Annotated in this window: 26 protein-coding genes and 1 other RNA gene; 12 read left to right on the top strand and 15 right to left on the bottom strand. The window is 31.9% G+C overall.

The features are described from left to right. Positions 1-8 precede the first annotated feature (8 nt). Positions 9-734 carry a DUF6048 family protein gene (locus D1815_RS08150; RefSeq protein ID WP_027392941.1) on the bottom strand — a complete coding sequence of 242 codons (726 nt, stop codon included), beginning with the start codon at positions 732-734 and terminating at the stop codon, positions 9-11. Continuing rightward, entirely contained in the window at positions 700-1203 is a 504-nt protein-coding gene (locus tag D1815_RS08145; RefSeq protein ID WP_027392940.1) for a DUF6452 family protein, read from the bottom strand. The genes D1815_RS08150 and D1815_RS08145 overlap by 35 nt, the downstream gene beginning before the upstream one ends. 225 nt (positions 1204-1428) lie before the next feature. Between D1815_RS08145 and D1815_RS08140 the strand changes: the two genes are divergently transcribed. Then, entirely contained in the window at positions 1429-1629 is a 201-nt protein-coding gene (locus D1815_RS08140; protein WP_118386576.1) for a hypothetical protein, read from the top strand. 260 nt (positions 1630-1889) lie between these two features. Next, on the top strand, positions 1890-2600 hold the full coding sequence (locus tag D1815_RS08135; protein WP_118386575.1) for a hypothetical protein: 711 nt from the start codon (positions 1890-1892) through the stop codon (positions 2598-2600). On the opposite strand, the gene D1815_RS24095 is transcribed toward D1815_RS08135, so the two are convergent. Continuing rightward, positions 2597-2728, bottom strand: a complete 132-nt coding sequence (locus D1815_RS24095; protein ID WP_369899412.1) for a DUF4372 domain-containing protein — start codon at positions 2726-2728, stop codon at positions 2597-2599. The two genes, D1815_RS08135 and D1815_RS24095, sit on opposite strands and share 4 nt — an antisense overlap. A gap of 224 nt (positions 2729-2952) precedes the next feature. Between D1815_RS24095 and D1815_RS08125 the strand changes: the two genes are divergently transcribed. Together D1815_RS08125 and D1815_RS08120 are read left to right on the top strand one after the other, a co-directional pair. Beyond that, on the top strand, positions 2953-3840 hold the full coding sequence (locus D1815_RS08125) for a hypothetical protein (protein WP_118386573.1): 888 nt from the start codon (positions 2953-2955) through the stop codon (positions 3838-3840). A gap of 615 nt (positions 3841-4455) precedes the next feature. Then, complete coding sequence (locus tag D1815_RS08120) at positions 4456-4755, top strand: DUF4468 domain-containing protein (RefSeq protein ID WP_147404337.1); 300 nt, start codon at positions 4456-4458, stop codon at positions 4753-4755. 58 nt (positions 4756-4813) lie between these two features. On the opposite strand, the gene rlmD is transcribed toward D1815_RS08120, so the two are convergent. After that, positions 4814-6226: a 23S rRNA (uracil(1939)-C(5))-methyltransferase RlmD gene (rlmD, locus tag D1815_RS08115; RefSeq protein WP_118386571.1), complete on the bottom strand. Its 1413-nt coding sequence runs from the start codon at positions 6224-6226 to the stop codon at positions 4814-4816. Between the two features lie 325 nt (positions 6227-6551). Here rlmD and rocD point away from each other — a divergent pair, with 325 nt between their 5' ends. After that, complete coding sequence (gene rocD, locus D1815_RS08110; RefSeq protein ID WP_118386570.1) at positions 6552-7829, top strand: ornithine--oxo-acid transaminase; 1278 nt, start codon at positions 6552-6554, stop codon at positions 7827-7829. A 59-nt stretch (positions 7830-7888) separates the two neighbouring features. On the opposite strand, the gene D1815_RS24090 is transcribed toward rocD, so the two are convergent. Together D1815_RS24090 and D1815_RS08100 are read right to left on the bottom strand one after the other, a co-directional pair. Next, entirely contained in the window at positions 7889-8323 is a 435-nt protein-coding gene (locus D1815_RS24090; protein ID WP_035085146.1) for a DUF2752 domain-containing protein, read from the bottom strand. Further along, on the bottom strand, positions 8310-8588 hold the full coding sequence (locus D1815_RS08100; RefSeq protein ID WP_027392936.1) for a CD225/dispanin family protein: 279 nt from the start codon (positions 8586-8588) through the stop codon (positions 8310-8312). Before D1815_RS08100 ends, D1815_RS24090 begins: the two co-directional genes overlap by 14 nt. 159 nt (positions 8589-8747) lie before the next feature. On the opposite strand from D1815_RS08100, the gene D1815_RS08095 reads away from it, so the two are divergent. After that, complete coding sequence (locus tag D1815_RS08095; RefSeq protein ID WP_158594485.1) at positions 8748-8951, top strand: hypothetical protein; 204 nt, start codon at positions 8748-8750, stop codon at positions 8949-8951. Between the two features lie 6 nt (positions 8952-8957). Continuing rightward, entirely contained in the window at positions 8958-9509 is a 552-nt protein-coding gene (locus D1815_RS08090; protein ID WP_118386568.1) for a Smr/MutS family protein, read from the top strand. A gap of 2 nt (positions 9510-9511) precedes the next feature. Here the strand turns inward: D1815_RS08090 and D1815_RS08085 are convergent, their stop codons facing one another. Then, positions 9512-10072 carry a hypothetical protein gene (locus tag D1815_RS08085; protein ID WP_027392933.1) on the bottom strand — a complete coding sequence of 187 codons (561 nt, stop codon included), beginning with the start codon at positions 10070-10072 and terminating at the stop codon, positions 9512-9514. Then, positions 10062-11195, bottom strand: coding sequence for a hypothetical protein (locus D1815_RS08080; RefSeq protein ID WP_147404339.1), 1134 nt, complete (start codon positions 11193-11195; stop codon positions 10062-10064). The genes D1815_RS08085 and D1815_RS08080 overlap by 11 nt, the downstream gene beginning before the upstream one ends. A 292-nt stretch (positions 11196-11487) precedes the next feature. Here D1815_RS08080 and D1815_RS08075 point away from each other — a divergent pair, with 292 nt between their 5' ends. Beyond that, positions 11488-12636, top strand: coding sequence for a cysteine desulfurase family protein (locus tag D1815_RS08075; protein WP_027392931.1), 1149 nt, complete (start codon positions 11488-11490; stop codon positions 12634-12636). A gap of 388 nt (positions 12637-13024) precedes the next feature. Here D1815_RS08075 and D1815_RS08070 read toward each other — a convergent pair whose 3' ends face one another. From D1815_RS08070 to D1815_RS08060, 3 genes are read right to left on the bottom strand one after another with little or no spacing between them, the layout of a single operon-like run. Further along, positions 13025-13774, bottom strand: coding sequence for a GLPGLI family protein (locus D1815_RS08070; protein WP_118386566.1), 750 nt, complete (start codon positions 13772-13774; stop codon positions 13025-13027). A 29-nt stretch (positions 13775-13803) separates the two neighbouring features. After that, entirely contained in the window at positions 13804-16266 is a 2463-nt protein-coding gene (locus D1815_RS08065; protein WP_118389924.1) for a TonB-dependent receptor, read from the bottom strand. A gap of 13 nt (positions 16267-16279) precedes the next feature. Beyond that, positions 16280-17995, bottom strand: a complete 1716-nt coding sequence (locus D1815_RS08060) for a M23 family metallopeptidase (RefSeq protein ID WP_240337550.1) — start codon at positions 17993-17995, stop codon at positions 16280-16282. Between the two features lie 153 nt (positions 17996-18148). Here D1815_RS08060 and D1815_RS08055 point away from each other — a divergent pair, with 153 nt between their 5' ends. The 4 genes from D1815_RS08055 to rny all read left to right on the top strand — a co-directional run bounded on the left by D1815_RS08055 (position 18149) and on the right by rny (position 20534). Beyond that, complete coding sequence (locus tag D1815_RS08055) at positions 18149-18439, top strand: hypothetical protein (RefSeq protein ID WP_027392928.1); 291 nt, start codon at positions 18149-18151, stop codon at positions 18437-18439. Between the two features lie 8 nt (positions 18440-18447). Further along, positions 18448-18738, top strand: coding sequence for a cell division protein ZapA (locus D1815_RS08050; RefSeq protein WP_027392927.1), 291 nt, complete (start codon positions 18448-18450; stop codon positions 18736-18738). A 55-nt stretch (positions 18739-18793) separates the two neighbouring features. Further along, positions 18794-18913, top strand: a non-coding RNA gene (ssrS, locus tag D1815_RS08045) — 6S RNA. 55 nt (positions 18914-18968) lie between these two features. Next, entirely contained in the window at positions 18969-20534 is a 1566-nt protein-coding gene (gene rny / locus D1815_RS08040; RefSeq protein WP_027392926.1) for a ribonuclease Y, read from the top strand. 35 nt (positions 20535-20569) lie between these two features. On the opposite strand, the gene D1815_RS08035 is transcribed toward rny, so the two are convergent. From D1815_RS08035 to D1815_RS08020, 4 genes are all read right to left on the bottom strand, one after another. After that, the gene (locus D1815_RS08035; protein ID WP_147404297.1) at positions 20570-20986 is read right to left on the bottom strand and encodes a hypothetical protein; all 417 of its coding nucleotides are present in this window, start codon (positions 20984-20986) and stop codon (positions 20570-20572) included. 51 nt (positions 20987-21037) lie between these two features. Then, positions 21038-21409, bottom strand: coding sequence for an STAS/SEC14 domain-containing protein (locus tag D1815_RS08030; RefSeq protein ID WP_027392925.1), 372 nt, complete (start codon positions 21407-21409; stop codon positions 21038-21040). A gap of 113 nt (positions 21410-21522) precedes the next feature. After that, a complete protein-coding gene (locus D1815_RS08025) occupies positions 21523-21909 on the bottom strand; it encodes an STAS/SEC14 domain-containing protein (RefSeq protein ID WP_027392924.1) in 387 nt (128 codons plus the stop codon). Between the two features lie 266 nt (positions 21910-22175). Next, complete coding sequence (locus tag D1815_RS08020; RefSeq protein WP_118386565.1) at positions 22176-24731, bottom strand: ATP-dependent Clp protease ATP-binding subunit; 2556 nt, start codon at positions 24729-24731, stop codon at positions 22176-22178. Positions 24732-25017: the final 286 nt, after the last annotated feature.

The raw sequence follows: 25017 nt of genomic DNA, 5'->3' as shown, positions 1-25017 counted from the left end.
GTTAAATGTTACCTTTTTCTTTTAATAAAAGGAATCAAATAGCTTATCGTGTAGGTGTAACCTACACCAAATTCACTAAAATCATTAGTCCTTCCGTATCCTGGAATAAATAGATTCTCAAAACCTGCAGGATCTTCTTCATTTACCAATCTTCTTAAGGAAACGCTCGCTCCTAAATAAAGATTGTTTAGTACTTCTACTTTAAGCCCTAAAACAAATTCTATCCAACCAGCAGTTAGGTCCTTGGATTCTCGTCTTTCATTTCTGAAATTTTCAGGATTATTATCTAGATCGAAGAAATCCGTTCCGGTAAATATGTTGTAATTATTTAAAGTTTGATCAAACGTTGTAAATCCGTATCGAAGTCCAGCATAGATGTTGTTCTGCATTCCATACCAATTTTTATAGGTATTATAGTCAATTCCAAGTCTGATATAACTTCCAGACCCTTCTACTTCTATATTGGTTTCATCTCTTAATAAGGATTCATTACCAATTTCTGCAGCCAAATAATAGTTTTTATAAACTCTATAATCTGCATTTATTTCAAACCCAGAATAATCGTCATTGACAGCAGTTCTAATTAATCTACCAATATCTACTCCAACCCTTAATCCATATTTTTCTGATGGGGGCAACGTGTCTCTTGCAGAAATATTAGTTTCTTCTTGACCTAAAATAGTACCTGAAACCAGGAGACTAATGAAAAATAAGTACGTGTGCAGCTGTTTCATCTGTTACATTATCTTCTTCTATGATTATACTTTTGATCCAATTTTCATCACCATCTTCCACAGCAACACTAGCAGTAAGTCCATTATAGTTAACTTTAAAACCGCAAGCACTACTAACATATTCTTCTACAGGTGTATATTGAAAACTAACTACATCTGTATTAGGAGTATCAGAGTCAGAATCAATGATAAACTCAAAATCTGTTAATAAACCTCTTGTTCTTAGAGGAATCATTATGGAATCTTGATTCGTTTCGTAATCAATAATGTTAAGAAACCCAGGAGACCCTATTTGTAATTCATTTGGTTGTTTGATATCAGATACTGTACCGTCTTCAATAAATTTAATAATTAGTAGAGGGGTAGTTAATGTATCTTCGGCACAGATATCATCTCGTTCGCAGCTGGAACTAAGATATATACCAACGATTCCGAGAATAATAGGAATAAAAGCTTTATGTAACTTCATTTATGATCTTTTTTCTAATAAAACTACGTTTTCCACATGATGTGTTTGTGGCGACTATTCTAAAATAGAAATAGTCTTAATTTTTCCTTTTAAATCCTTTGTAAATGCGACTTAACAAAGGTTTGGTAAAAATATTTTTTGTTTAAATTGTCCTAAAAACCCTAAAAATAATTAGTTTTAGGGTTATATTTCCGCAATTTTTCCGCAATAACCCGCAATTAATAAATGAGAGCTAGAATAACTTTAGATGGACGTAAAAATGTCGAAACTACAAAAGGTTTCCCAATTATAATATACGTGACCAAAAATAAAAAAGAAAAACCAATAAGGACCGGTTATTTCTCTAAAAAGAAAGACTGGGATAATTCTAATGCGTTGCCAAAAAAATCACACCCTGATTACATTGGGTTGGTTAATTATTTGTAAATCAGAAAAATAGAGGTAATAAAACTTTTAGAAAATGATAGGGTTAATAATTTAGCATTTGATCGTATTATTGATATTTTAAAAAATAGTAGTTCTGGAGTTTTTTACAAAGACGGAATGGATCTAGCAAACCGATTAAATAATCGATCCTATAAAATAGCGTTAAATAGTTTTCAAAGCTTTTTTCCAGATTTCACTTACGAACAGATTGATACATCGGTCGCTAATGATTATAAAAAAGACTGCTAGTTACTCCAACATTGAATAGTAAAAAAACAAGAAGCCCTAATGGTGTGATTAGTTATTTAAATTCACTTATTACTATTTGGAATAAATCAACAGATCATAAAAATCCTTTTTCTGGTGTAAAGCCAAAAAAACAAAAAACAAAAAGCAAGGCTTTAACGGTTGATGACTTACTTAAGATTAAGAACAATGATTACGCATCGCATATGAATGCTAGAGGTGGAGGGATTAAGAATTATTTAAATTACCTTATGCTTTGTTTCTATCTTGGGAGAATTGACTTAGGGGATCTGGTTAATTTAAGATATGACGAACATGTATCTAATGGCAGAATCGAGTTTAATCGATTCAAAGGAGGGACAAATGTTTTGGTATCAAACTATATATTTCCAGAAGCTTGGGAGCTATTACAAAAGTATGATTGTAAACCTTATTTAATACCATTAGCTTTAACTAATAATTATAATACTTTTATTCCTAATATGAGTAGGTATTTCGCAAGTATACAAGAAAAGCTTAAGCTATCAAAAAAGCCCTATTCTAAAGCTCCTAGATATAGTTTTATAACTAGGGCTCAACAAATTTTAATAGATGAGCGTATAACTATAAAAATAGTGGGTCACTCACAACAGTCCACTCATAGTATATATAAGGATGAATTCCCTTTTCATGTTAGGGATGAGGCACATAAAAAGATTATAGATTTGAACTACAATCATCTTTAACATTTATTTAGCTGTCCGAAACTCATAGCTACTAATTGGTCATAAGTCGTATACTTACTGCAACTTTTGTCACTATTGTGTTGAGCGGTAGAACGATGAAGCAACCAAGGCGGAACTAAGTTTAAAATTTGACTAATGGCTGATCATTATTTTTAGTCCACCTGAAGAGTCCCATAAAATGTATTTTTTATTTCCAAATCTAAAATACTGGATTCTCAGGCTACTTTTTTAATACGACTTTCGGATAGTTGAGAACAATTTTATAGAAATTGAGGGGAATTTTTAACATTAATAAAGGGTAAAATTCTGTATATTAGGCCAGTAATGACATTAACCAATAAATTATTACACAATGAAAAACTTTTTTAGAATTAAAAAATTGACTAGTATTTTTTACTTAACGTTGATTATTAGTATTACTAGCTGTACTAAAGAAGAAGAAACTACCACAAATCCGGAAAATAATATTGTTCTTTTGGAGGGCAATGAAATAAGCCAAAAAACTATTGATGATATTGTTGCTGAAATGAAATCAATAGGAGATTCACAAGGAAAAACAATTGAGTTTGAGTTAAAACATCTTACTAAACCAGACTATCATAAGTATTTTAAGATTCAGGAATTGACTCAAAAAATTATGATATTTAATAATGCAGATAAACCAAAATCTTTTCTTGCTAAGTCAGGAGATAATTACACTGTAACATGTACCTATGGTGACGGATCAACAGAAACCACAGAATGCGGTGCAAGTGTTCGTTGTGCGGGCGCTGCTACTTGGGATTGCATTGATAACGGGGGTTGCGCTACTGTTTGTAATGCTATGATGACATATACTCCGGCTTGGAATAAAATCACTGCTGAAAAAACTACAAAAGAAAAATCTATAGATGAAGTCCTTAAGCAAGTGGAACAAAACACTATTGCAAAAAAATCAAAAGCAAAGGCAATTGCAGTTACAATTAATTTTGATGGAGATAAGTTCTGGTTAAAGCAACTTACAGAAGTTGACGAAAAATCAATTGAATTAAGTGATGGAGTTGCTGATGACGACCCAAAATTAGTAGGAGGCTGGCAAGTTGATTGTTATAATGGCGATGGACAATTGCAGTGGTCAGGAACTTATAATAGTAGAAATGATGCAGGGGCAGCGGTAATTTTGTGTACAGATGGTGGAGGATGTGCTAATGTTTGTTCAGTTCAAGCGATTTACTTTCCAGGTGATGATCTCACCTTATAATCTTAATTATAACCTAAAGACTGTCTTTTCATGGACAGTCTTTTTTATTTGAAAACATCTGAATAATTATAAGAAATATATATAAATTCAAATTTTTAACAAAAATCGAGGTAACAAACCTTGTGTTCTATACACTTATACTTGTAGAATACAATATTCGCTAGTATACAAGAAAAGCTTAAGCTATCAAAAAAGCCCTATTCTAAAGCTCCTAGGTATAGTTTTATAACTATGGCTCAACAAATTTTAATAGATGAGCGTATAACTATAGAAATCGTGGTTCACTCACAACAGTCCAATCATAGCATATATAAAGATGAATTCCCTTTTCATGTTAGGGATGAAACGCATAAAAAGATTATAAGTTTAGATATAAATCAATAAAGGTTTATATTATTCTTAACCCTTCACTTTCCAAATATTTTGAACAGGTTGATTTATTCGATAAAAATTTGAGTATTGACCATATACAACTAATGGTAAATTAATATAATTTTGGTTAGAATTTTCCCCGAATTATTAATTTAAAAAAATATAATGAAAGTTAAACACCTTTTTACCCTTCTAGTTCTAATTGGAAATTTAAGCTACGGACAAAGTAGAAAAACAAAAAAAATGATTCAGGAAATTAAAAAAGAATGGAGCTTAGATGAAAATGATAAAATATCATACAAAAGGATAGTGGAAATTCCTGAACTAACAAAGAAAGAAATCTATAATAAGGTACTTAGTTTTTTAGTTGAAAACCAAATTGAAAACTATGAGTTAATAACTCAAAATGATGATGCTGGATTAATATTAGACCAAGGAGTATACTCTGGTATTCATAACAATGGTAGAGGAGGTATGTTTTTAGTTGATATAGACTGTAAATATTCTATTAAAACTGAAATAAAAGAAGGAAGAGTTCGTTAGTTCTAGTTTTAATTAAAATCCGCAATATTTCCGCAATACAATAATGTGTAATTAGGCTTTAACTTCTCTTTTCAAGTAGTACCACATTTTCTACATGGTGTGTTTGTGGAAACATATCTACAGGTTGCACTTTAGTAACCTTATATGCACTATCTAATAACGACAAATCTCTAGCTTGTGTTGCACTGTTACAACTAACATACACAATCTTATTGGGAGAAATGTTAAGTAACTGTCCTACCACATCCTTATGCATTCCATCTCTTGGTGGATCAGTAATTACAACTTCTGGTTGTCCATGAGTAGCTATAAAATCCGAAGTAAATACTTTTTTCATATCTCCTACGTAAAATTCTACGTTATCGATATTATTATGCTTAGCATTTTCTTTTGCATCAGCAATAGCTTCTGGCACAGCTTCTACACCAATTACTTTTTTTGCCTTTTTTGCTACAAATTGAGCAATAGTACCCGTTCCTGTATATAAATCATATACTAATTCATTTCCCGTTAGACCAGCGAAATCTCGTGTTACTTTATACAATTCATAAGCTTGCTTGGAGTTGGTCTGATAGAAAGATTTCGCGTTAATTTTAAAACGTAAACCTTCCATTTCTTCTTCGATATGATCTTTTCCGTGATAACAGATTACTTTCTGGTCATAAATTGTATCATTTCCTTTAGAGTTAATTACATATTGTAATGATGTAATTTCTGGAAATTCAGAAACTATGTAATCTAATAATAAGGTTCGTTTTTCTACATCTTCATGAAAAAATTGAACTAACACCATAATTTCTCCGGTAGATACAATTCTCATCATAAGAGTGCGAAGGAAACCACTTTGCTTTCTCGCATTATAAAATGATAAATCATTTTCTGTAGCAAATGTTTTTATTTTATTTCGAATAGCATTACTAGGATCCTCTTGTAAATGACATTTGTCTATATCCAAAATTTTATCCCACATTCCAGGGATGTGAAACCCTAGAGCATTTCTATTTTTAATTTCTGTGTCACTTTGGATTTCATCTAATGTTAACCAACGACTATCACTAAAAGAAAACTCCATTTTATTTCTGTAAAGGAATTGATCTTCAGAACCTAGTATTGGAGTTACTTCTGGTAACTCAATTTTTCCTAATCTAGTTAGGTTATTTATAACTTCCTGCTCTTTATAGTTTAGTTGATGCTCGTACCCCATAAACTGCCATTTACACCCACCACAAGTACCAAAATGAGAACAAAGAGGTTGGACACGTTTGTCAGATTTTTTATGAAAAGTAGTTGCCGTTCCTTCATAAAAAGCTTTTCGTTTTTTAGTGGTTTGAATATCCACAACATCTCCAGGTACTGCGTTATTTAGAAATATGATTTTTCCATCAGGAGCTTTAGCAATACTTTTTCCTTTTGCACCAGCATCAATCACTTCTATATTTTCAAAAACTTGCCTTTTATTCTTTCTTGCCATAGCGCAAAAATAAGAATAGAAACTATATACTTATTAAATATTCAATATATCTTATGAAAAGAATAAAAAAAATGAACCAAATTGATATTTCCATGTCCATTATTCTAAAGACTTCTAGATTGTAAATTCTTCAATTAATAGCAATATTATTTTGAATAATTAAAAATAGAATCTATTCCAAGCCTTAAAATTAAATAATAAATAAAGATTTAGTAATTTGCGACTCTCTTAGGGATGATTTCTCTCCCACGCTGAATTTTCGAGTCTTTTCGAAAGGATAAAGGTATAGAAGGAATGGTTATTTTATCAATTTAAATTATTAAAAATGGCTGTTTTAGAAAAATTAACTTCTCAACAAGCAATCGATTTAGAAAACAAGTATGGAGCTCATAACTACCACCCTTTACCAGTAGTTTTAAACAAAGGAGAAGGAGTATATGTTTGGGATGTAGAAGGAAAGAAGTATTATGATTTCCTAAGTGCATATTCTGCGGTAAATCAAGGGCATTGTCACCCTAAGATAGTAGGAGCTATGATGGAACAAGCTCAGACATTGACATTAACTTCTCGTGCATTTTATAATGATAAGCTAGGAGAGTATGAGAAATTTGCTTCTGAATTTTTTGGTTTCGATAAGCTGTTGCCTATGAATACAGGTGCAGAAGCTGTGGAGACCGCTTTGAAAATTTGTAGAAAATGGGCATATGAGAAGAAAGGTATTTCAGAAAATGAAGCTCAAATAATTGTTTGCGAAAACAATTTTCACGGTAGAACTACAACGATTATTTCATTTTCTAATGATCCAGTAGCACGTAAAAACTTTGGACCTTATACATCTGGTTTCATCAAAATTGAGTATGATAACTTAAAAGCATTAGAACAAGCGTTAGAAAATAATAAGAATGTTGCAGGTTTCTTAGTAGAACCAATACAAGGAGAAGCTGGAGTTTATGTACCTTCTGAAGACTATTTGTCAAAGGCTAAAGGTTTATGCGAAAAATACAATGTACTTTTTATTGCAGACGAAGTACAAACTGGTATAGCTAGAACAGGTAGGTTGTTAGCTACTTGCGGTAATTGTTCTTGTAGTGATAAAAACTGTTCAGGTACACCAAATGTTAAACCTGATGTCTTAATACTTGGTAAAGCACTTAGTGGTGGAGCATATCCGGTTTCTGGTGTTTTAGCTGATGATCATATTATGGAAGTAATCAAACCAGGTAATCACGGAAGTACTTTTGGAGGAAATCCTGTTGCTGCAGCGGTTGCTGTTGCTGCTTTAGAAGTAGTAAGAGATGAAAAGCTTGCAGAAAATGCTTTTGAACTTGGTGAATTATTCAGATCAGAAATGAATGAGTATATCAAAACATCGAGTATAGTAAATCTTGTTCGTGGTAAAGGATTGTTAAACGCAATTGTAATCAATGATGATGAAGAGAGTGAAACAGCATGGAATATTTGTGTAGCTTTAAAAGAAAACGGATTAATAGCAAAACCAACTCATGGTAATATCATAAGATTTGCTCCACCATTAGTAATGACAAAAGAACAATTGCTAGAATGCGTGGCAATTATAACAAAAACGTTAAAAGAGTTTGAGTAAAACTTTTTTGATTGAATTAAAATAATAAAAAGAGTAGGAACAAGTTTTCTGCTCTTTTTTTATGGAGCTAGATGACAAAAAGGTGCACTACTAACATTACGCAATATCCAATAGGAAATAATAGAAATAAGAATGATATATGTGAAGTATTTGTTATAAGTCCAATCTTCGACTTTTTTATTTAAAAATCGTTTAGCTGTATAGTTATATAGTTTTATAAATAAAACTATGGCTAATATTACAAATAATAAATTATGTTGTAAAGCATGTAAGATTCTACCATTTAATAAATCATGAATTGCTCTTTGACTGCCACAACCGGGACAGTGGTACCCTGTTAGAGAATGGAAAGGACAACTGGGAAAAAAACCTTCACCAGCACTAGAGCCAGGATCATTTAAGTAGTAATATCTTATTAAAAAAAATATAGGTACTAACGCTAGTAAGTACCCATATTTTAAATATTTGTAATTTGTTTTTTTAGAAATTTCCATTAGCACCTAGAACACTAAATAATGCTACTCCATATACTAAAAACATTACAACCCAAATTAGAACTCCACCTATAATCCCTATAAGTCCCCATAATTTAGCATTTTTTGAGGCGGCAACAGCCCCTTCATAATCTCCTGCATCATATTTGGAATTTACTTGAGTTGAATAAATAATACTTACAATACCTGTGATTAGACAACATAAAATTGTAGAGATAATTGCTAAGGCAAGGTGATTGTTAGGTCTTGGTTGATTAGCTTCCATATAAATAAACTTAATTAGTAATTAATTTGTAATAAAAAAATGTAAAATGGGGTATTCGATAAATTTACGAGGTACAATATACACAATTTGAGTATTCCAGAAATTAATGTTTAGAAAAAAACTAATATTTGATACTTTTGCGTTATGAATAAATTGAAATTGAAAAAGATTATAAGTTTTCTTTTAATTTTAATAGGAGCGTTTCTTTTAATAAGTGAAATAGCTTCTGCAAAAAAGAATTATTATCTACAAGCCGGTGGTATCATTTGTTTGATGAGTGGAGTGTTTTTAATTAATGCAAAAGTTACATCTAGGTTTCCAGAAAATACTACTGAAAATCAAGAAATAAATGAAAAGGAATAGAAGGATATGATAAAAGTTGGAGATGTAGTTTCAGTGTTGGATGAACCGATATCAGGCAAAGTTATTTCAGTTGAAGGAAATGAGGTTACTATAGAATCTAATGATGGATTTGATATGATGTTTTCAGTAAATGAATTGGTTAAAGAAGAATCCGATAATTTGATCGTTCCATCTTATGAAGAAGTGCAAAAGAATCTTCAGCAAAAAGAGATTTTTAAAAAGAAATCTAAAAAAAAGATCTTAAAACCTAAAGAAAGAAGTGTTCCTTCGATGGAAGTAGATCTTCATATTCATAAACTAGTAAAGTCTACAAAAGGATTGTCTAACCATGATATGGTTACCCTACAGTTGGATACAGCAAAAAGACAATTAGATTTTGCTATAAACAAACGTATTCCTAGTGTTGTATTTATTCATGGAGTAGGACAAGGAGTGCTAAAAGAAGAACTACAATATTTATTTGGTAGATATGATAATATACGTATTTCTGATGCGGATTATAAGAAATACGGGTTAGGTGCTATGGAAATATATATCATTCAAAATCCAAGAAATTAACCCTAGTTTGGTATTATGACATTGTCTAAACCTAGTGTTAAAGATTGTTTTCTTATAGCAATTCCATTTCCCTCTAAGGTGATATCTTTTAGTGTTACTGTTCGAGAGTATGTTGTCTCTGTAGCAGAAGTAGTAAGTTCTTCATAACTGATTTCTGCAGTTCCATTAGAACTTATTAGCTCTTGTGTTACAGTAATGCCACTTACAGGAATACTATTACAAAAATATTCATCTCCGTCAATAGAAGTGTTAAATTCTCTATATATAAACTGATTGTTAGTAGTATTTAGTGTAATTACTGTAGCTTCATCTAATGATATCTCAGAAACGGCTGTAGGATTAATTTCAAAACTAGTATCTGTAAAGTTTAGAGATAAAGATCTATTTATACCTTGATCAATTACAAAAAACACAAAAGTATTGTCATTTTCATTAGAACAATTTTCTAGATCGCCAGTTAAATCATCAACAGAAACTTCTATTAGATCACCTTCGCTGCAACCGATTAATAGCAGTGAAAAAAATAAAAAATATAGTCTTTTTATCATCATTCTAATCTTCATTTTTTGGAGTGGTTATAGAGATGGTTTCATCTCTAAAACCAAAAGAGAATTCATCGTTAGTAAATTGGTCATTAACTTCATTTAGAATAAGATTATCTATTGATAATGTAGTTCTAAAAATAGTAATAACCGTATTGTCAAGAATAGATGGGTTATCCACGTTGGTATTTGCTTCGTCGTTATCAGGATTATCGGCATCGAGATAATTTGGGATTCCATCACCATCAGTATCTTCATTCAATGGGTCGTCATTTGCGCCACTAACTTCATCACGAGTCAAAATACCATCATTATCGTCATCTGGATCTAAATAATTCGGAGTTCCATCTCTGTCAGTATCGTCATCTCTGGGGTTTCCATTACCATCCACATCTTCATCTAGTGTGTTAATACCATCATTATCATCATCAGTATCAAGATAGTTTGGTGTTCCATCATTATCAGTGTCTAGAAAACTTTCATCATTAGGGTCACTATTAATTAACTCTACACTCGTTAACACGTTGTCATTATCATCATCTTGATCTTTAAAATTTGCGATTTGATCTCCATCAGTGTCATACCCGTCCTCAATCCCTAAATCATCAGGAGTTTGATCTTCATTTCCAATGGCGTTATTGTCGCCATCATCATCCAGATAATTAGGAACACCATCGCCATCTGGATCTGCTTCTGGGTCAATTCCGTCCGGGGACTCTTCGGTAGATTCTAGTCCGTCATTATCATCTTCACTAACAATTTGATTGATGATAGTGGCTTGACCACTTACGCTTAAAAGTTCTTCTGTTACTATAATGTTACTATCAGGAATATTACTACAATAATAATCCGAAGTAATCGTATTATTAAATTTCCTGTATATTAAACCATTATCAGTGTCTTCTAGATCAATAATAATAGGGTTTTCAGTTTCAGTAGTTTCAGAATATGTAGCATCAATAAAGTTATAGGATATAGATTCATTGATAGAAGTATTGATCTTAAAGAAAACAAACTCATTGGTTGTAGCTCCTTCACAAAGTTGAAGATCAACATCGTCAAATTCAAAACTTGTTACAATAATATCACCATCATCACAAGAAGCTAATACTAGAAAGGTAAAAATATATAAAAGCTTTTTCACTGTTTGCATTTTGAAAATTAATAACAAAGTAACGTTTCGTTATAGAAACAATAACGTATTAAAAGTTTTTCTTTTTTATAAAGACGAATGAAATTTATAAATGTTCATTCTAATATTATTTTTGTACGTTTCGACAAAAATAATGGAATTGAAAGATTATAACGCTCGGTGTGGAAAATAATTTTATTTGAATTAGATTTGCGTTGTTATAATAAGGATATAATAAAATGAGTACTCTGTTACTGTGATTATTGTATTTTTTCGCCAATCATCAACTAAATTTTTATATTTAATGCAAAAGGTTTATTTCGATAGTGCAGCAACTACACAGTTGCGTTCAGAAGTAATTGATAAAATGACTACTGTATTAAGAGAAGATTATGGTAACCCTTCTTCTACTCACGGATTTGGTAGGTCTGCAAAAAATCATATTGAGCAGGCTCGTAAGAATATAGCTAAATATTTAGGAGTGAAAGCTTCTGAAATTATATTTACTTCTGGAGGAACAGAAGCGGATAATCTTGCTTTGAACAGTGCGGTAAGAGATTTAAATGTAAAACATATTATTACTTCTAAGATTGAACATCATGCAGTTTTGCATACTGTTCAAGAGATACAAGCACATGCTGAGATTGCAGTTAGTTACGTAGATATTACGTCTGATGGATCAATAGATTATAAACACTTGGAGAGCTTATTGTCTAATGCTTCTGAAAAAACATTAGTTAGTTTGATGCATGTGAACAATGAGGTTGGAACAATTTTAGATATTAATAGAGTAGGTGGTTTATGTAAGGAACACGAAGCGCTTTTTCATAGTGATATGGTACAATCTATTGGGCATTTAGATGTAAATCTAGGTGATCTTCAGGTAGATTTTACTGCAGTAAGCGCGCATAAATTTCATGGTCCTAAAGGAGTTGGTTTTGCATATATTAAAAAGAATTCAGGGCTTAAACCATTGATTTATGGAGGAGAGCAGGAGCGTGGCTATCGCGGTGGAACAGAAGGAGTGCATAACATAGCAGGAATGGATGAGGCTTTGAGATTAGCGTATGCACATATGGATGAAGAGAAAGCATATATTTCTGATCTAAAACAATACTTTGTAGATCAATTAAAGGATCAGATAAAAGGAGTTAAGTTTAATGCTAATTGTTGTGATTTAGCTCATAGTACTTATACCCTCATTAATGTTTGTTTACCTATATCACAAGAAAAAGCCGGTATTTTGTTGTTTCAGTTAGATATTAAAGGAATAGCTTGTTCTAAAGGTAGTGCTTGCCAGAGTGGTAGTGGAAAAGGATCACATGTACTTGCCGAAATACTTTCTGAAGAGGATATGCAGAAACCTTCCGTTAGATTCTCTTTTTCCAGATATAATACAAAAGAAGAAGTGGATTATGTGATTAGTGTACTGAAAGAGTTTTTGGAAAGTTAATAATATTAAATATGAAAAAGGAGCGTAGTATTACGTTCCTTTTTTGTTTTAAACTACAATAAAGGAGATCCTGGGGCACAAATATTCCATTGAGGCACCCAACCAATACATAAGTATAATTTACCATCTAAAGAGGTTGCTTCTTCACAAGAATTTCTGTTACTACCACTATTAATTGATTTCTGAGAAGTTTTACTAATAACCTTAAAACTATTGTTTTTTAATAACTTTTACGTGAATAAAGTTTTTAATAAAATTACTATAATCCCCATATTTTAAATGCATTGGGAGTTCTTTTTTTGTTTAACAATGCAGAATATTCCCTAAATGTTACTGTGTGGTTTGCTTAAATTTTTGTTAAAAAAAATCATCTAAAATTATTCTTTTGTTAGTTTTCTTTATTGATAATTACTTCTCTGCCGTCTTTAAGTTTTACTGTTCTCGGACGTTCTAGTTTTTCTTTTAATAATATAAAATCTTCTTTATTTAGAATATTTTCTTGAGATGGTTTACGAATTGGTGGTTTGGTATTAAGCTGATTAGTATAAGTTGTGAATATTAATAATTGGTTACCAATCTCTACCTGAACAATAAGACCTGGAAGCCCCCAGTAACTTCTAGGGCCTGCTTTGATTGGAACTTCATTGGTGAACCAAACTAAAACCTTTTTTCCATATTCGTTAATCGTCTCAGCTGATTTACAATTAAAACCAAAAATGTTTTGTGTTTTTTCTGATAACTTCCATTTATAATTAGGTAAAGAATCTTTTACTAGAATATCTTTTCCGTATAATAACCCCCTGTAATTTTTGTAGTCCAATAGCAGTTCTCTTGTTTTATGGTTTTTATATCTTGAAGAAACTCTTTCTAATTTTGAATCTTTGTTGTGATCAGAAACATTTAGTTTATCATATAATGGTAAATCTTCTGTTTTGATATAAATAGATTCTCCATCTCTATAACGCAATATGAAGTCCGGGGTGATTTTTTTCTTACTGTTATTAATTTCTTCTCTTACGATATCTAATCCATGTCCAGCTAATGAATAATATTCTTTATAACCAATTTCGAATGTTTGAGCGGTCAAAAAGTAATTAGAAAAAAGTAAAAATATACTTGCTATTAATGTTGTATTCATTTTATTCGAGAATTGTTGTAAAATTTGTTTTAAAACTTCATCCCTAATCTTACATTGAAAACCCTTTGGGTTAAAAAGTTAGGAATAGCAAATTGACGCTGAGAAGCTGCATCTCTTACAAAAGTATTGGTAATAGAGTTAAGGTTGTCAAAAAGATTGAAAATTTCGAATCCGACATTCAATTCTCTAAATTTATTAAAGAAACTCCCTTCTTTACGTCTTATTTTTTGATCCACAACTATATATGAGATTCCTAAATCAGCCCTTCTGTAATCTCGCAATCTAGTCTGAAATTCATATGGATCTGCATTAGAAGGAGACCCGCCAGGTACACCAGTTTGGTATACTAAATTAAGGTACATTTTTAGGTTAGGAATTGTTGGTACATAATCCTGAAATAAAGCTCCTATTTTTACTCTCTGATCCGTTGGTCGATCAATATATCCTCTATTGTCAAGATTTTCTTCCGTCTTTAGAAGACCTAAACTAAACCAACTTTCAGTTCCAGGAACAAATTCTCCATTTAACCTAAGATCAAATCCTGCAGCATATGCCTCTGCGTTATTATTAGCACGATATCTAATTCTAACATTTTCGATGGTATATGAATTTACATCAGTAAGTTTTTTATAGTATAATTCTGTAGTAAGCTTAAAAGGACGATCCCAAATATTAAAACTATAATCATTTCCAGCAACAATATGTATAGATTGTTGCGCTTTTACATTAGGTTGAACAGTTCCTTGAAGATCTCTTAATTCTCTATAAAAAGGTGGTTGATGATACCATCCTCCAGAAAGACGAAATATCATGTCTGATTTCCAGTCTGGTTTAATGGCAACTTGTGCTCTTGGGCTAAATACTGTTTGAGAAGAACTACTTATACCATCCCCAGAGATATTCCAATTATGTGCTCTTACACCAACATTTGCCCAGATTTCATGCTCTTTTATGTTTGTTCTTAAGCTATATTGAACAAATCCAGAAAATCTATCGATATTTACCATATTAGTTGCTCTTACACTCGTAAAAGGGACTATAGGGCTAGCATTAGGATTGTAGGGTTGATCATTTACAAAAGTCCCAGGAGGACGAATTGAAAAACCTGCCGAATCAATAACTTCATATTCCTGAATTCGATCTCTGATATCTTCAGAAGTGTATTTTATTCCCCAATCAAACTGATGTTCATCGGCAGTATAGGTTCCTTTATGTTCTAGGTTGAAAATTAAAGCATCAAGGTCATTTCTTGCGTGTGTTAATTGTGAGCCAACACCTTCGCTAAATTCTACTTCGCCTAGGTCCTCTCCACCAATATCAGTGTTGACAGAACCTAAGAAATATGCTGCAAAAATATCAAAGTGTTCTTGCTCTTGGGTGTGATAAGCGGAACCAATTAATTTTAAAGTTAAATTGTCATTTGCCCTATATGTTCCTTTTAAAGCACCAAAATATGTTTCATAACGATCTTCTTCTTGCCCGTCATAAAAAACCGTTAAGGCAATAGGGTCTGTGATAGGTCCAAAATTAGTTTGACGTGTTAGTGGTTCGTAATCATATCTGTTTATTGCAATATTACCTAAAAAACCAAGCTCAAACTTTTTAGAAAAATTATATGAAAGATATGTCTGAACATCCGCAAATCTTGGTCTAAAATTGGTTTCCGTTTGTCTAGCATCTACGAGTAGACTATTGTCTCGATATCTTACTCCAACGACTCCAGCGAATTTTTTATCTTTTGTAATTCCTCCTGCAGATATGCTACCACCCAATAAACTTAGATTAGCTGATAAGTCAAACCGTGTTGGTCTGCGATAGGTGATATCTAATACAGAAGAAAGTTTATCTCCATATTTTGCTTGAAAACCTCCTGCAGAGAAATCTACATTTCTAACCAAATCGGTATTTACAAAACTTAAACCTTCTTGCTGTCCAGATCGTATCAAAAAAGGTCTGTATACTTCTATCTCATTAACATATACTAGGTTTTCATCAAAATTTCCTCCTCTTACAGCATATTGAGTACTCAATTCATTATTAGAACTTACTCCTGGTAAGGTTTTTAGTAAGCCTTCAACTCCTGCATTAGCAGAAGGGGTGATGCGTATGGTCTCTGGATCTAAAGTAGTAATACCTTCTACTATTTTTCGTTCTCGACCGGAAATAACCACCTCACTAATTTGTTCAATATCTGTTTTTAATATTGGATTTAACTCGTAAGTCTGATTTTCTTTTAGGTTTATAGTAAACGTAATGTCCTTTAGCCCTACGTGACTTATTTTAATGGTAATATCTTGATTAGAGGGTATGTTTAAGATGTATACACCGTTTTTGTCTGTTCTAGTTCCAGAATTTTCAAAAGATACATTGGCACCAGATATTGGTTGGTTGGATTCGTCCAAAACCACACCCTTAACAATTGCGTCTTGTGCTAATATATATTGATTAAAAGAGACTAGAAAAAAAACAAAAATAAAGAGGAGATTTTTCAAAGAGTATATCTGTTTATGGTTTTCTAAAGAATATTGTTTCAAATGTAGTATTATTTCCTACTTTATCTAACACAATAAGTTTAAATTTATTTTCTGTTTCTGAAATTATTTTATCTTCAAAATTATAAATAAGCATTCCTGTTTTGTAATCGTATTCCATTAAAATGAACTTTCCGTTAATGGTAGCTCTGTAACTTTTGATACCAGAATCGGTATCATCAATTTTAATTTTTAAAAAATTCGCTTTAGACATCCATTTTTTATTGGCCACATTTATAGGAACGATTGTTGGTTTTTCTAGATCTGTAAATAAGGAGTAGCTACCTAATGTTCTAGTTCTAGTAGAAAAACGATTATTTTTTTTGTTTGTTCTAACGTGGTAATGTTTGTTGTTGTATCCTAATCTTCCAATATATAATTTCTTCTTATCAGCTGGACTATAATTGGTGACATCAAAAACAATAGTCATATTTTTATGTAATGGAATTTCATCTTCATGAATTTTTATGGTATCGCCGTTAGTCTCAATATCTAAATACGCTTTTTCGTACAAACTACCTTTTGGAATATATAGGTCAAAAATCCCAGAGTTATACGTAAAATTTTCTGTTGGTTTCACAAGATGAGGAGTTTTGATAATCTCTTCTTTGGTGATGTGATCTATCTGTTCTCCTTTTACCGGAATGCTAATTTCTGTTGTATTGTTTTTGAAATCTTTAACGAAGACTTTTAATGTGTATGATAAGCTATCTTCAATAGTAAAAAAACCTTTATTTGTTACATTTTTATAGATGGAAAGTGGATTGTTTTTTTCAATAAAAAGTTTGGTTATTCTACTTCGATTCTTTTTGTAGTGCTTATAATCAATTAAGCGATTGATATAACGAGTTTCAGAAAAAGAAAACCGTTTCATTTCCATGGAAAAGTTTTCTTGCCCATTTAATTCTGTTGTTATCTTATAAACTCCATTTTTATTGGCAGCTAGATTTTGTTGATCTATTGTAGAGACACCAATCCCTATTTTTCCTAAAGCTTTTATTCCTTCAGCCTTAAAATCACCATTATCCATAGGTATTAACCTTAATTTAGTTGGTTGTTGGTTTCCATTGGAGTGCGAAGTGTCGTCTAAACTGTAAACCCATACACCATTGATTGTTGGTTTTTTGGTATCTTTTATGTCAATACCAAAGGACATTGGGTTCATAGGTCTTGCTTTAGCATCTCTTATTTCAAAATGCAAATGTGGTCCACCACTACCACCAGTATTTCCACTAAATGCCAGCACATCACCTTTTTTTACAGATAGTGTACCTGCTTTAGGAAAAAGTTCTATTTCATAGGATTCTTTAGCGTACTGTCTTTTTTTTATGTAAGCTTCTATTTCTGGGGAGAATTTTTGTAAGTGTGCATACACTGTAGTATATCCATTAGGATGCGCTATATAAATAGCTTTTCCGTATCCAAAATGAGAAATCTTTATTCTGGTAACATTTCCCGTTGCTGCAGCATATACTTTTAATCCCTCTTGACCTTCAGTTTTTAAATCTAAACCAGAGTGAAAGTGATTAGATCTTAGTTCTCCATAAGTACCCGAAACAGCAAGTGGGATGTCTAGAGGGTTGATGAAATAATCAGTTGGAATGTCTTTTTGGCAATATCCAATCGTAAAATTGAAGATTAAAAATAATATAATAACTCGCATAGAAGGTAAATGTAAATATTTAGACATTAAAATTAAAATGATGTTTAATTAAAAACTAAAAGGCTATAAACGAATTACTTGATTGACTAGATATTGTTGCTATAAAATTAGTTTAAAAACTATTGGGTTTTTTCAATTGGTATGTTAACTTTGTGTAACGAAGTATTGCGTAAAATTATAATGAGTGATTTAATTGAAATTGTTGATTCTCTTGAGAATAGGATAAGTAAGTTGCTTCATAAGTATGATTTACTTAAGCAGCAAAATGCCGATCTGAAGGGAAAGATAAAGAATTTAGAGGAAAATTCTGAACTCCAAGTTGATCAATTAAAACAATGGGAAGAGAAATTCAGTGCACTCAAAAATGCAAATGCGATGCTGGGCAGTGATAAATACAAAAGGGAAACCAAGCTCAAGATAAATGCCTTAATAAGGGAGATAGATGTGTGTATAGCGCAGTTATCAGAGTAATTAATACTATGGCGGATAAATTAAAAATCAAACTTTCGGTTGCGGATAGAGTATATCCATTAACGATAAATCCTGATCAAGAAGAGGGGTTACGTAAGGCAGCTAAAAAGATTGAGGCCATGATTAAACAGTTTGAGCAAAGTTATGCGGTGAGAGATAAGCAAGATGTATTGGCGATGTGCGCTTTACAGTTTGCTGCACAAGTAGAACAAAAGGTTATAGATAAAGATAGTGATGAAATAAATGTTTTGGGCAGATTAGGTGCTTTAAATGATTTGTTACAAGATCATCTATCTTAGACGTTCATTAAAATAAATAAGGTTACTGCCTGCACTAGTTATTATTTTTTGATAAACTCAACAAGAATTATTTTAAAAAGGGTGAGTTTAAGTTGTAAAAGCAAGCCGTGCTGATTTTTCAGTGTCACGGATCCTTGATCAGCTTGTTAGCCCTAAACCTGTTTTTACAGAGTTTATACAAAACCCAAACTAGTGCAGGCTTTTTTTATATATAAACACTAACTAGGATTATGGATAATATTATATTTTTGATTATTGCGGCAGTTGCGGGATTAGTGATTGGCTTTGTCATTGCTAAGGTATTAGAGCGCAATAAAGCTTCAGAAATTATCAAAAGCGCTAAGAAAACTTCTCAAAGTATTATAAGAGAGGCAAAGAGTGAAGGAGAGACAATTAAGAAAGATAAAATACTTCAGGCTAAAGAAAAGTTTATCGAATTAAAATCTGAGCACGAAAAAGTGATTCTGTCTCGAGATAAAAAGATGGCTGAGGCAGAAAAAAGAACAAGGGATAAAGAATCCCAGGTTTCTAATGAATTATCTAAAGGTAAGAAGCTTAATGCCGAATTGGACCAGAAGGTTAAGGATTATAATCATCGTAATGATTACCTTGAAAAGAAGCAAAGTGAATTGAAGAAACTTCATAAAAGTCAGGTGCAGCAATTAGAAGTGATATCTGGATTGTCTGCAGAAGAAGCTAAGGATCAACTTGTAGAGTCTTTAAAAGAGCAAGCAAAAACTGATTCTATGGCTCTGATTCAGGATACTATTGAAGAAGCTAAGCTTACTGCACAACAAGAGGCTAAAAAAGTAATAATAAATACTATTCAACGAATTGGAACAGAGGAAGCTGTAGAAAATTGTGTTTCTGTATTTAATATTGAGAGTGATGATGTAAAAGGTCGAATTATTGGACGAGAAGGAAGAAATATTAGAGCAATAGAAGCTGCTACAGGTGTAGAAATCATAGTAGATGATACTCCAGAAGCTATTATATTATCTTGTTTTGATTCTGTAAGACGAGAAGTAGCACGTCTTTCACTTCATAAATTAGTAACGGATGGTAGAATACATCCGGCACGTATTGAGGAAATAGTAAAGAAGACTAGAAAACAAATTGATGAAGAGATTATAGAAGTCGGTAAAAGAACCGTTATTGATCTCGGTATTCATGGGTTGCATCCAGAACTGATTAAAACGGTGGGTAGAATGAAGTATCGTTCTTCTTATGGTCAAAATCTTTTACAACATTCAAGAGAGGTTGCCAAACTATGTGGAGTAATGGCTTCTGAGTTAGGTCTAAACCCTAAATTAGCTAAAAGGGCTGGGTTGTTACATGATATAGGTAAAGTTCCAGATACGGAAACAGAAGTTCCACATGCTATTTTAGGAATGCAGTGGGCAGAGAAGTATGGAGAGAAACCAGATGTGTGTAATGCAATAGGGGCACACCATGATGAAATAGAAATGAATGCACTTATTTCTCCAATAGTTCAGGTTTGTGATGCAATTAGCGGAGCAAGGCCTGGAGCGCGTCGTCAGGTTTTAGATTCTTATATACAAAGACTGAAAGATTTAGAAGATATAGCGTTTGGATTTAATGGAGTTAAAAAAGCATATGCTATTCAAGCTGGTAGAGAGCTAAGAGTTATTGTTGAAAGTGAGAAAGTGAATGACGAAAGAGCGGCTAGTTTATCATTTGAAATTTCTCAAAAAATACAAACAGATATGACATATCCTGGTCAAGTAAAAATTACTGTGATCAGAGAGACTAGGGCAGTTAATATTGCAAAGTAGAAAAAAGTTTTATGTTAAAAAGAGCATCAATTGTTTTAATTGGTGCTCTTTTTTTGTTGGTCTATTAATAGTAGATCTTCTTTTTTTTGTCCTAGAATTTCATCTTTCCAAGTTAGTGCAGATTCTAAATTTTCAAATTGTTTAAAATCTTTTTTAAAAAAAGACTTTTCGTAACTAGTTAGTGTCTTTTGTTTTGGATCATTGGATACAACTGCAAACCCCATAAGATTGGTGACTTCGGCAGTTTTTATATAAATAATAGGGTCTACAGCATAGGAATGAACTCTATGGGTTATATAAACAAAAGGTGTTTTTTTAAAATGTTTCTCTGCTATTTTAATGAGGATTGAATTTTTTAAAGTACATACCACTATTCCTTCATTCATAACCGCAATCATGTAGTTATGATAAATATCCAGTTTACAAAAATCTAAATTATATGATCTAATCATTGGGGGAGTTTAGATGTTGGGTTTAACAAGGATAAAAGTATTTAATAAAATTTATTCCTTTTTTAATATTTCATTTTTCCACTCTAAAGCATTGTCGATACTGGAGAAATACTTCAGTTTCTTTTCGAAAAATTTACTTTCGAGTTCTGTTAATTTTTTTTGTCTATGATTTTTAGATACCACTGCAATACCAACAAGGGTATCTATCTTGGTAGTTTCATGGTAAACTGTGGGGTCAACTGCGTATGTGTTAACTCTGTTAGAAATATACACAAACGGTTTATCCTTGAAGTATTTTGTTACAAATTCCAATAGTAGTTTGTTATGTCTTGGCATAACTAAAAACCCTTCTGAAATGGTGTTTTTTAAATAATCTTCCCGGATTTCCACCAAAGCGAAACCTAAATCATAGTGTTTTGACATTTTAGGTAAAACGATACTATTATTTAAGTATGGTTAATTTTCCATTAAGTTACAATAAAAGTATTGTTTTTAAAAATTAAAATTTAACTACCCAATGTATCTTCGGGGAAATTTTAGTAAAATGATTTTTCGTATTTATCTAGTAATTCATTTTTCCATTGTAGCGCAGATTCTATATCATCAAAACGTCTAAGCTCTTTACTGAAGAAGGCTTTTTCAAGTTTTGTTTGTTTTATTTGAATGGGGTTATCTGACACAACTGCGAAACCGATTAAGTTTTCAATTTTAGCAGTTTCTAAGTATATGGTAGGATTTACTGAATAAGAATTGATTCGATGTGTTAAGTATAAGAAAGCTTTATTCTTATAGTGTTTTTCTACCATTTCTAAAAGAACATCGTTGTGCTCTGGTGATACTGTTACGCCTTCGTTTATAGTAACCTTTATATAGTCTTCGAATATTTCTATAAGACCAAAATCCAATAAATAGGAAGTAATCATTTTGGGGTATTTTTTAGGTAGAGCAAATATATATTTTCAGAAATTAAAAAGTAAGTGTTTTTTAATTTTATTTGGGATTTTTCCCTTGTCATTTTGTTTCTAATTTGTTCTTCAGGTGAACTTCTTGTATCTCCTTAAGAACGTGCTGGTTTTTTAATTGATTTTGTTTGATAGAAGTTAGTTAGCTATGTTGTAATTATTCATAAAAAAAACTCTGATATATCTATTATACCAGAGTTTTTTTATAAATAATTTTTAATTGTAACCTAAGATTCTGTCGACTCTTCAGCTTTCTTTATTTTTATAGTCAATTCATTGGAATCATCATCAAGATCCATAAATATACTGTCTCCTTCTTGTAGCTGAGCGCTAATAATTTCCTCAGCTAAAGCGTCTTCAATATATTTTTGAATAGCTCTTTTTAATGGTCTTGCTCCATATTGTTTGTCAAATCCTTTTTCCGTAATATAATCCTTAGCTTTTTCACTTAGAGATAGATCATATCCAAGACCTTTAATTCTTCCGTAAAGTTTTTCTAATTCTATGTCAATAATTTTATGGATATCCTCACGTTCAAGCGCGTTGAATACAATAACATCATCAACTCTATTCAGGAATTCTGGAGCAAAAGCTTTCTTTAAAGCATTCTCAATAACTCCTTTGGCGTAACTATCTGATTGAGTCTTCTTGGCACTAGTCCCAAAACCAACACCTTGTCCAAAATCTTTTAGTTTACGTGCACCAATATTAGAAGTCATTATAATGATCGCATTTCTGAAATCAATTTTTCGACCAAGGCTATCTGTTAGGTATCCGTCATCTAATACTTGGAGCATCATGTTGAATACGTCAGGATGTGCTTTTTCAATTTCATCTAATAGAATAACAGCGTACGGTTTTCTTCTTACTTTTTCGGTAAGTTGTCCACCTTCTTCATAACCCACATATCCTGGAGGTGCTCCTATTAATCTAGAGACCGCAAACTTTTCCATATATTCACTCATGTCAATACGTATTAGCGTATCTTCACTGTCAAAAAGTTCTTTTGCGAGTACCTTGGCTAATTGCGTTTTTCCAACACCAGTTTGGCCTAGAAATATAAAGGATCCAATAGGTTTATTAGGATCTTTAAGCCCTGCTCTATTACGTTGTATTGCTTTAACTACCTTAGATACAGCTTCGTCTTGACCGATGACTTTGCCTTTTATAAGATTTGGTAGTTCGGCAAGTTTATTGCTTTCGGTTTGAGCGATTCTATTAACCGGGATTCCTGTCATCATAGAAACTACATCAGCAACATTTTCTTCGTCTACAGTTTCTTTATGTAGTTTAGAATCTTTTTCCCATTGCTCTTGAGCTTGACTTAATTCTTTTTCAAGATTTTTTTCATCATCTCTTAATTTAGCAGCTTCTTCATATTTCTGCTTTTTGACTACGCTATTTTTTAACTCCCGTACTTCTTCAAGCTTTTTCTCTAAATCCAAGATTTTCTTAGGAACATCAATATTTGTAATATGAACTCTAGATCCAGCTTCATCCAAAGCATCTATGGCTTTGTCCGGTAAAAACCGATCAGTCATATATCTATTGGTAAGCTTTACACATGCTTGAATTGCTTCATCAGTATAACTTACATTATGATGTTCTTCATATTTTTCTTTGATGTTGTTTAGGATTTCTATAGTTTCCTCAATGTTAGTTGGTTCAACTATAACCTTTTGAAAACGTCTTTCTAATGCACCATCTTTTTCAATATATTGTCTGTACTCATCTAATGTAGTAGCACCAATACATTGAATTTCACCTCTAGCTAAGGCAGGTTTAAACATGTTAGAGGCATCTAAACTACCAGTTGCTCCACCGGCACCTACAATGGTATGAATTTCATCAATGAAAAGAATAATATCATCATTCTTTTCTAACTCATTCATTACAGCTTTCATTCGTTCCTCGAATTGTCCTCTGTATTTTGTTCCAGCTACTAAACTAGCTAGATCTAAAGTAACAACTCTTTTGTCAAATAAAATCCTAGAAACTTTTCTTTTAACGATTCTTAGAGCTAAACCTTCCGCTATAGCAGATTTTCCAACTCCAGGTTCTCCAATTAGTAGAGGATTGTTTTTCTTTCTTCTACTTAATATTTGAGAAACACGTTCTATTTCTTTTGTTCTTCCAACAACTGGGTCTAGTTTCCCTTCTTCTGCCATTGCAGTTAAATCTCTTCCGAAATTGTCTAATACAGGAGTCTTAGATTTTTTGTTAGTTTTAGCACCACCAGTTGGAGAATTAAATGGATTCTCTTTTGAAGTGTCTCCAGCCATATCATCATCATCAGAAAATGATTCGGCTTTTGGGTTTTCTATAAATTCTTCTTCGTTAGCAATCATAAATTTAAATTGATCTTTAACATTATCATAATCTACCTTAAGCTTGTTTAAAAGTTTGGTAGTTGGATCGTTTTCGTTACGTAAAATGCACAGTAATAGATGTGCAGTATTAATAGAGGAGCTCTGAAACAATTTTGCTTCTAAAAAAGTTGTTTTAAGGGCTCTTTCTGCTTGTCTAGTTAGGTGTAAATTCTTTTTTTCATTTGTAGCAACCGCTACATTAGGATTTGCGGGGCTGAGAATTTCAACTTTTCTTCTCAAATTTGTTAAATCAATATCTAACGCATCAAGTATACTAATTGCTTTTCCACTTCCATCACGTAATAGTCCCAACATAAGATGTTCTGTACCAATAAAGTCGTGCCCTAAACGAAGTGCTTCTTCTTTACTGTATGCAATTACATCTTTGACTCTTGGTGAAAAATTATCATCCATATAATTAGTTTCTTTCTTTTTCTGTATTTCTTTATTACTAAATATAGTAATTTTTTAAAATTAAACTGACAAAAACTATTCCTTTTAACCATCATTAACAGGAAAGCTGACATAATAGCCCTTAATGTCATATTTTCAGTAAGTCTAAAAATAAAATTAAAATCTCCCTCGAAATTTAGTAAATATAATCTTGGGTATTCAGATTTTTGAGTAAATAGACAAAAAATGCATTAATAATCAAAATCTATATTTATAGACTTATTAACCAAATTGGTCGTTTAAGTTG

The organism is Aquimarina sp. AD1 (assembly GCF_003443695.1).
In the GTDB taxonomy this organism is placed as follows: Bacteria; Bacteroidota; Bacteroidia; order Flavobacteriales; family Flavobacteriaceae; genus Aquimarina; species Aquimarina latercula.
Note: the sequence above shows the minus strand (reverse complement) of the source record. Positions and strands in the feature narration are given on the sequence as shown.